We start from the raw sequence: 10560 nt of genomic DNA, 5'->3' as shown, positions 1-10560 counted from the left end.
AAGGCGAGACCCAGGTCACCCCGCTGACCATCGTGCTGGCCGATCCCGGTCGCTGCAGCCTCTCCGGTGAGAAGGATGAGCGCCTGCGCCGCGTGGGTTTTCAGCTGCTCGAAGCCCTGGGGGTGCGTCGGCCGTTGCATCCCGGCTCCGGCCGTGACGACCCGGCTCTCCTCGCGCAAGTGTCCAGGCTTCTCGAGAGCGCAACCAGCCCGATGGATGGCTTCGCGCTGGCCAAGCTCGGCATCGACATCGAACGGTTCGAAGACGAGGGCATCCTCATCGAGGGCGACCGGATCACCGAGATGACCATCCCGTTGGACGATGGCCCGCCGATGACGGTGACGCTGGAACGCTGCACTGACGCCGACCAGGTTCGCTACCGCGACCCACTCACCGGCCACGACGTGATGTTGCCCGCTCGCTACGCCCGACGCTGGAAGGTGCAACTGGAGTGGCTGCGCGAGGAGCTGGTCACGGGGCTGGGGTCTGCCCTGAAGGCCGTGCGCGGCCAACCGTTCGACGCGCACGACCCGGTGTTTCTTGGCGAGATGGCAATCGACAGCCAGGCCGTCGCGATTTACTTCGCATCCCAGCTGTCCCACCCGCGCAAGTTTGCGAAGGTGGACGCCGCGCTGCGCCTGCGCCCTCGGGGTGTGGCGGGGGTGGTCCTCACCACGGCTTCGGCGCCATTTCCTTTCGCGGGGACCAACGTCGTGATCCCGATCGAGGACGTGCTGGCCGATGGTGGCAGCGGGACGGCCATCGACCTCGAACGGCTGAAGGTCGCCTACCGCCACCAGCAGCTGGCGGCGATGGGAGGCTCGACCGTTGCCCTCAAACTCTCGCCTGACGGCCATTCGGCAACGCTGTATGTCCCCGGCAAGCCGCCCTGGCAGGTCACTGGCAAAGGACGCATCACCGTCTTGCAGCGGCTGGTGGAGGCATTCCTCAGTGGCTCGCCTCACGTCAATACGAAGCGGCTGATGGACGGTACCGGCTGCACATCACCGGCCAACCTGTTCACCGGCAAGCGATCGCCCTGGCGCCAATACATCGAGACCGTGCCCGGCACACGGGCGTGGCAGCTCAAGCTGACACCGCTCGATGCCGTCATCGTCGATGACAGTGAGGCGAGCAATGCGGCAGCCGAGGCTGTGAGCGAAGAAATGTGAAGCACGATCGCCGCAGCTCGCTGCGCCGTTCCGATTGATCGGCATTGCGATCTGTTTCGGACTTCGGCGCTCATCATGGATGACGGTTTCGATTCCCTGGAGCCGTCATGAACCACCTCGAACTGCCTTCTCCCGCAGACATGAGCCCCGCCGCGCGTGCGGGTGAGATCACTGCCATCCTCGCAAGCGCTATCGTCCGTACGCGTGTCGCACCGAAGCCAAACCAGCGCGACATCGAGCTTGGCTTCCTGCCCCACCAGCGCGTTCATACAACCCCCTCTCTACAGGAGCCGTTGTGATGAACGACATGAACGACAAGCACGCCAGCGTCGCCGCACGGATTGCCGAACTGGGCCACCTGCCGATGGCCGAGCTCTGGACGCTCTGGGATCGCTACTTCGAGCGCCGACCGGAGTTTCCGAACCGCACCTTTGTTGAGTCGCGCCTTGCCTACAAGCTGCAGGAGGAAGCCTTCGGCGGCCTGCCCCCCCAAACCCGCCAGCGCCTGGAGGCCATCGGCGCCAAGCACTCCAAGATCAAACTGCGTGCCCGCGCGCGCAAGTTCGACTTCGCCCCCGGCACCGTGCTGTTGCGCGAGTGGGGCGAGCGCGAGCACCGGGTCACGGTCAACGCCGATGGCCACTTCGAGTACGAAGGTCGCTGCTTCACGAGCCTGACCGCGGTGGCGCGCCACATCTCGGGCACCCACTGGTCGGGGCCGGCGTTCTTTGGTTTGAAGGGAGGTGCGTGATGCCGGACAGCAGCCAGATCGCCAGCACCAAGGCGCGCAAGCGCTGTGCGGTGTACTGCCGGGTCTCGTCAGATGAGCGCCTGGACCAGGAGTTCAACTCCATCGACGCGCAGAAGGAAGCGGGCCATGCCTTCATCGCCAGCCAAAGAAGCGAGGGCTGGATCCCCGTGGCCGACGACTACGACGACCCGGGCTACTCCGGTGGAAACACCGAGCGCCCGGCCTTGAAGCGTCTGATGGCCGACATCCAGCGCGGTGCCATCGACATCGTCGTGGTCTACAAGATCGACCGCCTGACACGCAGCCTGTCGGATTTCTCCAAGATGGTCGAGGTATTCGAGCGACACGGCGTCTCCTTCGTCTCGGTCACCCAGCAGTTCAACACCACCACCTCGATGGGGCGGCTGACGCTCAACATCCTGTTGTCTTTCGCCCAGTTCGAGCGCGAGGTCACTGGCGAGCGCATCCGCGACAAGATCGCCGCCGCCAAGAAGAAAGGGCTGTGGATGGGCGGCGTGCCCACCCTCGGCTACGACGTGGTCAACCGCCAGCTGGTAATCAACCCAACCGAAGCGGCGGTGGTGCGGCGCATCTTCGAGGAGATGCGGACCATCGGCTCGCCGACGCAGATTGCGGCGCGGCTGACGGCCGAAGGCATCACGACCAAGGCCTGGACGACGCAGGAGGGACGCGTGCGCAGCGGCACGCGCATCGACAAAAAGTACATCCACAAGGTGCTGCGCAACCGCATTTACCTCGGCGAGCTATCCAACCGTGGCCAGTGGTATCCGGGCGCGCACGAGCCGATCATCGATCGCGCGCTGTGGGATCAGGTGCACGCGGTCTTGGCCCGTGACAGCCACGCCCGTGGGGTGGAGACCAAGATCCGCGCGCGCAACGACGCGCTGCTGCGCGGGCTGCTGTATACCCCCTCTGGCGAGCGGATGTATCCGACCTACTCGGAGAAGAACGGGCGCAAGTACCGCTATTACGTCTCCAAGTCCGAGGCGCGGTTCGGCGCGCCGGGCAAGGGCTTCGCACGCCTGCCGGCCGCCGAGATCGAGGCCGCGGTGGTCGCCCAGATCCGCACCGTGCTGACCAGCCCCGAATCCATCGCCGCGGTCGTCCGTCATGTCCAACGCCAGGGCACACCGATCGACGAGGCCACGGTCGTGATGGCGATGGGGCGGCTGAGCGACGTATGGGATCAGCTCTTCCCGGTCGAGCAGCACCGTATCGTCAATCTGATGATCGAGCGCATCGACATGGTCTATGCCGGCGAGTTGCAGGGCATCAAGGTGAAGTGGCGCGAGCTGGGCTGGGACGCCCTGATCGGCGAGTTCGCCCCCAGGAGCATCGGCGCCGAGCTGCTGGAGGCCGAGGCATGAGGGACAGATCGCTTGAAACCTTTGTGCCGCTGAAACTGCGCCGCCGCGGGGTGCGCCAGGTGATGCAGGCCCCGCCCGAGCTGCGCGAAGTCCACGACAGCACCTTGGTCGAGGGGGTGGCGCGGGCCTTCCACTGGCAGCGCCTGCTGGACAGCGGCGCGATGCCCAGCGGCTCGGCCATCGCTCGCGCCGAGGGGCTGCACCACTCCACGGTCAACGAGCTGCTGCGCCTGACCTTGCTGGCCCCCGATATCGTCGAGATGCTGCTGGCCGGACGCCAGCCGCGCCGCATGAGCCTGCTGTGGTTCCAGCGCAACCCGCTGCCGGTGGATTGGCAGGCGCAGCGCGAAATCGTGCAGCGCATGGAGGAGGCCACATGAGCGCCAAACACCGCGGACACTTCGTGGGCGAGCCTGTCGTGCGCCAGATTCCGGCGCCGGCTGGCGCCGTGAAGCTGGAGACCTTCGTGCCCTGGCGGCTGGTGCGGCGCAATGTCCGGCGCGAGGTCATCGCGCCGCCCGGGGCAGCAGCGAACGCCGAGTCTCAGGCCTGCCGCCCCGCGCCCGAGCACCCCGAGACCGTGGACACTGCGCTGCTGCGGGCGCTGGGCCTGGCACACCACTGGCAACGGCTGCTCAGCACCGGGCGGTTTGCCTCGGTCGCCGAGATTGCCGAGGCAGAGGGAATGGACGTCTCCCAGGTCCACCGCCTGATGCGGCTGACCCTGTTGGCCCCGGAGGTGGTGGAACGCCTGGTCGATGGCCCCGATCTGCCCGTGGAGCGGCTGCTGGGCCGACCCTGGCCCTATGGCTGGGCCGAGCAGATGCGGGTGCTGGCCACGGTGAGCTAGCGGGTCATCTCACTGCCTTGTCGCCGCCTTCGGGCGGCTTTTTTGTTGTCGGGTGGCAACTGGGTCGCCACTACCGGGCAGTTGCCGACGCCAACCGGCGCGGCTAAGTCCTTCTCACGGCAAGGACAGGCCCCAGGAGTCCTCCACGGGCACCGGGCGAAAAGTAGAGAACAGAGAGGCCAGAGAGGCGGCGAGAGCGGCCACGCGCAAGGGGTTCACCCGCAAGACCCCGCCGCAAACCCGCGCCAACACACGGGGAGCGCGCAAGAAAAAAGGCCAACCGATAAGGGTTGGCCTTGGGGTATTGGTGGAGCCGGCGGGAATCGAACCCGCGTCCGCAAGCCATCAACGGACAGTTCTACATGCTTAGCTGGCTGGTTTGGGTCTCGCGGGGCGGTCGCGCAGCAGCACGCTACCAACCCCACCAGTCACGTGATCTCGTCCGCCACCGTGTGACCCGGCGGCGGACCAGCCGATATGAATGACCTCTCAGCCCTTGCGGGCCCGGCCTATCGGCCAACCGTTGAGAGGCTCGCCGGGATTAAGCGGCGAGGGCGAAACGTTCGTCGTTCGCAGTTACTTTGTTCCAGTGGATTAACGAGCGAACTGGTGCTCGGCATGCCCTGTTCCGAATCCGCACCCACGTCGAAACCAGGTCGGCCCCGGAAAACGGGATAGGCATTGTATGTCGGATTGACAAGCCGGTTTTCAAGATCGGCCGGCCGCTCACAGTCCCAGCAGCTCCAGCATTCGCAGCGGATGAGGCACGACGTGATCGGCCGACCAGGTGGACACGTCGCCGTGCTCCCCGAGATACCCGTAGGCTGCCGCCACGCTAGGCATGCAGGCAGCTCGTGCCGCTTGGATGTCGCGCAGATCATCGCCCACATACACCGCGCCTTTCGGCTCAATCGCCAAACGGCGGCAGGCTTCCAGCAGCGGCTGCGGATGGGGCTTGGCGTAAGGCGTCGTGTCGCCCGCGATGACCACCGCCGCCCGCTCGGCCAGACCCAGGGCTTCGAGCACAGGGCCGGTGAACCGCATCGCCTTGTTCGTCACCACCCCCCAGGGCAGTCCGGCCCCGTCCAGGCGGTCGAGCAGCTCGGGCACGCCATCGAACAGACGGGACTCGACATCGAGCGCGGCCGCGTACTCGGCCAGAAACTCCTCGCGCAGGGCCTCAAAGGCGGAGTCTGCGGGGCGCACGCCCAGCGCCACGCCGATCATGCCCCGTGCGCCGGCCGAAGCCACCGGCCGCAGGCGCTCCACCGGCAAGGGCGGCAGGCCCCGCCGCTGCCGCATGCGGTTGGCGGCGCCCGCCAGATCGGGAGCGGTGTCGGCCAGGGTGCCGTCCAGGTCGAACAGCACCGCCCGGATGCCCGGCAGGACCGCGCTCACGGCTTGCGGCATCCGAACAGGTAGTTCACGCTGGTGTCGTCCGACAGCCAGTAGCGTCCCGTCAACGGGTTGTATTCCAGGCCCCGGCTGGAGACGACATCGAGCCCCGCATCACGACACCACTGCGCCAGCTCGCGCGGACGGATGAAGCGGGCATATTCGTGGGTGCCGCGCGGCAGCAGTTTGAGCACGTATTCCGCCCCCACGATGGCGAAGAGGAAGGACTTGGGGTTGCGGTTGATCGTCGAGAAGAACACCCAGCCGCCCGGCTTGGCCAAGGTGGCGGCCGCCCGGATGACGGAGGACGGATCGGGCACATGCTCGAGCATCTCCATGCAGGTAACGACACCGAACTGCCCGGGCTGCTCAGCCGCCAGGGCCTCGGCGGAGACCTCGCGATACTCGATGTCGGGCGTGCCAGCTTCCAGGGCATGCAGTTGAGCCACCCGCAGCGGCTTGGTGGCCAGGTCGATACCCAGCACACGTGCGCCCCGACGGGCCATCGCATCGCTGAGGATGCCCCCACCGCAGCCGATGTCCACGACACGCTGCCCCTTCAGGCCAGCCTGCGCGTCGATCCAGTCCAGTCGCAACGGATTGATCTGGTGCAGCGGCTTGAACTCGCTTTCTGGATCCCACCAGCGATGCGCCAGCTCGCTGAATTTGGCCAGTTCCTGAGGGTCGGCATTGAAGGGGGTGTCGCTCATGGCGCGCATTGTGCCCCAGTGCGCGGCATCAAGAAAAAACCCCGCCGAAGCGGGGTTTGCGTTCGAAGCGCGGTGGCTCAGCGCTTGATGGCGCGGGTGCCGACCACTTCGATCTCCACGCGACGGTTCTTGGCGCGGCCTTCGCGGGTGCTGTTGTCGGCCACGGGCTGCTTCTCGCCCTTGCCTTCGGTGTAGACGCGGTTTTGCTCGACACCCTTGGAAACCAGGTAGGCCTTCACAGCTTCGGCACGGCGCACCGACAGGCGCTGGTTGTAGGCGTCATTGCCGACGGAGTCGGTGTGCCCCACGGCGATGATGACCTCCAGGTTGATGCCCTTGATCTTGTCGACCAGGTCGTCCAGGCGGGCGCGGCCCTCGGGCTTCAGCACGGCCTTGTCGAAGTCGAAGAAGGCATCGGCTGCGAAGGTCACCTTCTCGCTGGTCGGCGCCGGGGCCGGAGCGGGCGCCGGGGCCGGGGCCGGAGCGGGTGCCGGAGCGGGCGCGGGCGCCGGGGCCGGAGCGGGCGCCGGAGCCTGGGCGGGCTTCAGCGCGCCATCGCACACCTGGGCCGCCGTGGCGGGAGTCCAGGTGGCATCACGCCAGCACAGTTCGTTCGTACCGTTCTTCCACACGGTGCCATCGGTTGCACGCCAGTTGTCAACCGTCTGGGCCAGCGCACCGGAGGCCAGTGCGGCCGAAGCAAACAGCGCCGCCACTTTGTTCAGTTTGTTCATGTTTCTCCTCGCAAGAAAAGCCGCAGACAGGCTGCGAAAAGTCCACCAAAAGCGGGACGGATCCAGGAAACCCGCCGTTACCGCGAGTTTTTACTATCGACAATTCATTGTGCCATAGCGTGTCACTTGAACAAGTTTTTGTCCCCCACCCCCTGGGCCCCACCCTCACTTGTTGCGCATGCACGACAACCAGGCCCCATTAGAATGACCGTTTGTCAGACGTTGTCTGACACCTTCCCGCACAACCGCTCGGTTGTCCCGCCGCTTCAGGGATCGCATGACTCAGTTCGCCAAAGAAACCCTCCCCGTCAGCCTCGAAGAGGAAATGCGGCGGTCCTATCTCGATTACGCCATGAGCGTGATCGTGGGCCGCGCCCTGCCCGATGCCCGCGATGGCCTCAAGCCGGTGCACCGGCGTGTGCTGTACGCGATGCACGAACTCAACAACGACTGGAACCGGCCTTACAAGAAGTCGGCCCGTATCGTGGGCGACGTGATCGGTAAGTACCACCCGCACGGTGACTCCGCGGTGTACGACACCATCGTGCGCATGGCGCAGGACTTCTCGCTGCGCCACATGCTGGTCGATGGCCAGGGCAACTTCGGCTCGGTGGACGGCGACAACGCCGCGGCGATGCGCTACACCGAGATCCGCCTGGCCAAGATCGCCCACGAGATGCTGGCCGACATCGACAAGGAAACCGTCGACTACGGCCCCAACTACGATGGCTCGGAGAAGGAGCCGCTGGTGCTGCCCACGCGGCTGCCCAACCTGCTGGTCAACGGCTCGGCCGGCATTGCGGTGGGCATGGCCACCAACATCCCGCCGCACAACCTCAACGAAGTGGTCGACGCCTGCCTGCACCTGCTGAAAAACCCGCAGGCCACGGTTGACGAGCTGATGGAGATCATCCCGGCGCCCGATTTCCCCACCGCCGGCATCATCTACGGCCTGTCGGGCGTGCGCGACGGCTACCGCACCGGCCGCGGCAAGGTGGTGATGCGCGCGCGCTGCCACTTCGAGGACATCGACAAAGGCACGCGCCAAGCCATCATCGTCGACGAGATCCCCTACCAGGTGAACAAGAAGAATCTGCTCGAGCGTATCGCCGAGCTGGTTCACGAGAAGAAGATCGAGGGCATCAGCCACATCCAGGACGAGTCCGACAAGTCGGGCATGCGGGTGGTGATCGAGCTCAAGCGCGGCGAAGTGCCCGAGGTCGTGCTCAACAACCTGTACAAGCAGACGCAACTGCAGGACACCTTCGGGATGAACATGGTCGCCCTCGTGGACGGCCAGCCCAAGCTGTGCAACCTGAAGGACCTGCTGGAGATCTTCCTCGAACACCGCCGCGAGGTAGTCACCCGCCGCACGGTGTTCGAGCTGCGCAAGGCGCGCGAACGCGGCCACATCCTCGAGGGCCTGGCCGTGGCCCTGGCCAACATCGATGAGTTCATCACCATCATCAAGAACTCGCCGACCCCTCCGATCGCCAAGCAGGAGCTGATGTCACGCTCCTGGGACTCCTCGCTCGTGCGCGAGATGCTGGCCCGCGCCGAAGGCGAGACGGTCGGCGGCCGCGCGGCCTACCGCCCCGAGGGCCTGCCCCTGCACTACGGCCTGCAGACCGACGGCCTGTACCGCCTGTCCGACGACCAGGCCGGCGAGATCCTGCAAATGCGCCTGCAGCGCCTGACGGGCCTGGAGCAGGACAAGATCATCGGCGAATACAAGGACGTGATGGCCCAGATCGCCGACCTGCTCGACATCCTGGCCAAGCCCGAGCGCGTCACGTTCATCATCGGCGAGGAGCTCACCGCACTGAAACAGGAGTTCGGCCAGACCAAGGTGGGCGCACGTCGCAGCCAAATCGAGCACAACGCCCAGGAACTCGACACCGAGGACCTGATCACCCCACAGGACATGGTGGTCACGCTCAGCCATGCCGGCTACATCAAGAGCCAGCCGCTGGCAGAGTACCGCGCCCAGCGCCGCGGCGGCCGCGGCAAGCAGGCGGCGGCCACCAAGGAAGACGACTGGATCGACCAGCTCTTCATCGCCAACACGCACGACTACATCTTGTGCTTCTCCAACCGCGGCCGGGTCTACTGGCTCAAGGTGTGGGAGGTGCCCCAGGGCGGCCGGGCCTCGCGTGGCAAGCCCATCGTCAACATGTTCCCGCTGCAGCCCGGCGAGAAGATCAATGTCGTGTTGCCGCTCACGGGTGAGTTCCGCAGCTTCCCGGCCGACCACTACGTCTTTATGGCCACGGCCCAGGGCACCGTCAAGAAGACCGCGCTGGACGAATTCAGCAACCCGCGCAAGGCCGGCATCATCGCGGTGGACCTGGATGAGGGCGACTACCTCGTGGGTGCCGCCCTGACCGACGGGCATCACGACGTGATGCTCTTTTCCGATGGCGGCAAGGCCGTACGCTTCGACGAGAACGATGTGCGCGCGATGGGCCGCCAGGCCCGCGGTGTGCGCGGCATGATGCTGGAAGACGGCCAGAGCGTGATCGCGATGCTCGTGGCCGAGGACGAGACCCAGAGCGTGCTCACCGCTACCGAAAACGGCTATGGCAAGCGCACGCCGATCACCGAGTACACGCGCCACGGTCGCGGCACCAAGGGCATGATCGCCATCCAGCAAAGCGAGCGCAACGGCAAGGTCGTGGCTGCCACGCTGGTACGCCCTGAGGACGAGATCATGCTGATCACCGACCGCGGCGTGCTGGTGCGCACCCGCGTGGCCGAGATCCGCGAGCTGGGCCGCGCCACCCAGGGGGTGACCCTGATCGCACTCGACGACGGTGCCAAGCTCTCGGGTCTGCAGCGCATCGTCGAGAACGACGCCGCCGAGCGCGACGGCGAAGGCGATGGAGGCTCAGGCAACGCCTCCGACTGAGCCCGCCCCCAGCCCGCAGGCGCCCTGCAGCGCGCCTGCCCTTGCGACCCTTGCAGCCCATGCCGACATGAAACGCCCCTACAACTTCTCCGCCGGCCCCGCGGCCTTGCCGCAGCCGGTGCTCGAACAGGCCGCCGCCGAGATGCTGGACTGGCACGGCAGCGGCATGAGCGTGATGGAGATGAGCCACCGTGGCCGCGAGTTCGGCGAGATCATCGACCGGGCCGAAGCCGACCTGCGCGAACTGCTGGGCGTGCCCGCGCATTTCAAGGTGCTCTTCATGCAAGGCGGCGGCCTGGGCGAGAACGCCATCGTGCCGCTCAACCTTTCGCGTGGCGGCGCAGTGGACTTCGTCGTCACCGGCTCATGGTCGGCCAAGTCCTTCAAGGAAGCCGCACGCTACTGCGACCCCGCCGTGGGGCCCAGTAACAAAAACAGAGGCCACACTACCCTCCCCGATCCCCACCTCCGGTGGCTGCTGAGCGGCGCGGTCTCCAACGCGCTCGGCTCGCCGCTCGTGATGACGACGCTCAACCTCCTGAACGACGCTCCGGACTCGGACCCGCTCCGCCTGGACGTCAGCCTGCCGAACAACTCGCTCCTGGCGATCCTCGGTAGCGTGACCGCCACCCTCGCGAGCGGCACCCTCACC

Annotated in this window: 10 protein-coding genes, 1 other RNA gene and 1 pseudogene; 8 read left to right on the top strand and 4 right to left on the bottom strand. The window is 66.4% G+C overall.

The genetic code is table 11. The features are described from left to right. The 6 genes and pseudogenes from ACK42S_RS11790 to ACK42S_RS11765 all read left to right on the top strand — a co-directional run. A pseudogene (locus tag ACK42S_RS11790) lies at nt 1-1172 on the top strand (hypothetical protein); the annotation flags it as partial. A gap of 107 nt (nt 1173-1279) precedes the next feature. Continuing rightward, nucleotides 1280-1471, top strand: a complete 192-nt coding sequence (locus ACK42S_RS11785; protein ID WP_062196721.1) for a hypothetical protein — start codon at nt 1280-1282, stop codon at nt 1469-1471. Between the two features lie 8 nt (nt 1472-1479). Then, a complete protein-coding gene (locus tag ACK42S_RS11780) occupies nt 1480-1923 on the top strand; it encodes a DUF2924 domain-containing protein (RefSeq protein WP_062196729.1) in 444 nt (147 codons plus the stop codon). Beyond that, nucleotides 1923-3311: a recombinase family protein gene (locus ACK42S_RS11775; protein WP_409707453.1), complete on the top strand. Its 1389-nt coding sequence runs from the start codon at nt 1923-1925 to the stop codon at nt 3309-3311. The genes ACK42S_RS11780 and ACK42S_RS11775 overlap by 1 nt, the downstream gene beginning before the upstream one ends. After that, on the top strand, nt 3308-3691 hold the full coding sequence (locus tag ACK42S_RS11770; RefSeq protein WP_409707450.1) for a site-specific recombinase resolvase: 384 nt from the start codon (nt 3308-3310) through the stop codon (nt 3689-3691). Before ACK42S_RS11775 ends, ACK42S_RS11770 begins: the two co-directional genes overlap by 4 nt. Further along, on the top strand, nt 3688-4161 hold the full coding sequence (locus ACK42S_RS11765; RefSeq protein ID WP_409707448.1) for a hypothetical protein: 474 nt from the start codon (nt 3688-3690) through the stop codon (nt 4159-4161). Before ACK42S_RS11770 ends, ACK42S_RS11765 begins: the two co-directional genes overlap by 4 nt. 305 nt (nt 4162-4466) lie before the next feature. On the opposite strand, the gene ssrA is transcribed toward ACK42S_RS11765, so the two are convergent. From ssrA to ompA, 4 genes are all read right to left on the bottom strand, one after another. Beyond that, nucleotides 4467-4825, bottom strand: a transfer-messenger RNA (tmRNA) gene (gene ssrA, locus ACK42S_RS11760). Nucleotides 4826-4887: 62 nt separating this feature from the next. Next, nucleotides 4888-5571, bottom strand: coding sequence for a phosphoglycolate phosphatase (gph, locus tag ACK42S_RS11755; RefSeq protein WP_409707445.1), 684 nt, complete (start codon nt 5569-5571; stop codon nt 4888-4890). Next, nucleotides 5556-6266 carry a bifunctional 2-polyprenyl-6-hydroxyphenol methylase/3-demethylubiquinol 3-O-methyltransferase UbiG gene (ubiG, locus tag ACK42S_RS11750; RefSeq protein ID WP_409707442.1) on the bottom strand — a complete coding sequence of 237 codons (711 nt, stop codon included), beginning with the start codon at nt 6264-6266 and terminating at the stop codon, nt 5556-5558. Before ubiG ends, gph begins: the two co-directional genes overlap by 16 nt. A 77-nt stretch (nt 6267-6343) precedes the next feature. Next, nucleotides 6344-7000 (bottom strand): outer membrane protein OmpA, encoded by a 657-nt coding sequence (ompA, locus tag ACK42S_RS11745; protein WP_409707439.1) that lies wholly within the window; start codon nt 6998-7000, stop codon nt 6344-6346. A gap of 277 nt (nt 7001-7277) precedes the next feature. On the opposite strand from ompA, the gene gyrA reads away from it, so the two are divergent. Together gyrA and ACK42S_RS11735 are read left to right on the top strand one after the other, a co-directional pair. Then, a complete protein-coding gene (gene gyrA, locus ACK42S_RS11740) occupies nt 7278-9908 on the top strand; it encodes a DNA gyrase subunit A (protein WP_409707436.1) in 2631 nt (876 codons plus the stop codon). A 67-nt stretch (nt 9909-9975) separates the two neighbouring features. Continuing rightward, a partial coding sequence (locus ACK42S_RS11735; protein ID WP_409707433.1) for an aminotransferase class V-fold PLP-dependent enzyme occupies nt 9976-10560 on the top strand: 585 nt, incomplete at its 3' end.

Origin of the sequence: Caldimonas sp. (assembly GCF_046289365.1) — a bacterium.
In the GTDB taxonomy this organism is placed as follows: Bacteria; Pseudomonadota; Gammaproteobacteria; order Burkholderiales; family Burkholderiaceae_C; genus Caldimonas.
Note: the sequence above shows the minus strand (reverse complement) of the source record. Positions and strands in the feature narration are given on the sequence as shown.

Excerpts from the sequence above, each read along its gene's own strand:
- ACK42S_RS11780 (WP_062196729.1), top strand. The coding sequence starts at position 1,480 with ATGAACGACAAGCACGCCAGCGTCGCCGCACGGATTGCCGAACTGGGC.
- ACK42S_RS11785 (WP_062196721.1), top strand. The coding sequence starts at position 1,280 with ATGAACCACCTCGAACTGCCTTCTCCCGCAGACATGAGCCCCGCCGCG.
- gyrA (WP_409707436.1), top strand. The coding sequence starts at position 7,278 with ATGACTCAGTTCGCCAAAGAAACCCTCCCCGTCAGCCTCGAAGAGGAA.
- ACK42S_RS11765 (WP_409707448.1), top strand. The coding sequence starts at position 3,688 with ATGAGCGCCAAACACCGCGGACACTTCGTGGGCGAGCCTGTCGTGCGC.
- gph (WP_409707445.1), bottom strand. The coding sequence starts at position 5,571 with ATGCCGCAAGCCGTGAGCGCGGTCCTGCCGGGCATCCGGGCGGTGCTG.
- ACK42S_RS11775 (WP_409707453.1), top strand. The coding sequence starts at position 1,923 with ATGCCGGACAGCAGCCAGATCGCCAGCACCAAGGCGCGCAAGCGCTGT.
- ubiG (WP_409707442.1), bottom strand. The coding sequence starts at position 6,266 with ATGAGCGACACCCCCTTCAATGCCGACCCTCAGGAACTGGCCAAATTC.
- ompA (WP_409707439.1), bottom strand. The coding sequence starts at position 7,000 with ATGAACAAACTGAACAAAGTGGCGGCGCTGTTTGCTTCGGCCGCACTG.
- ACK42S_RS11770 (WP_409707450.1), top strand. The coding sequence starts at position 3,308 with ATGAGGGACAGATCGCTTGAAACCTTTGTGCCGCTGAAACTGCGCCGC.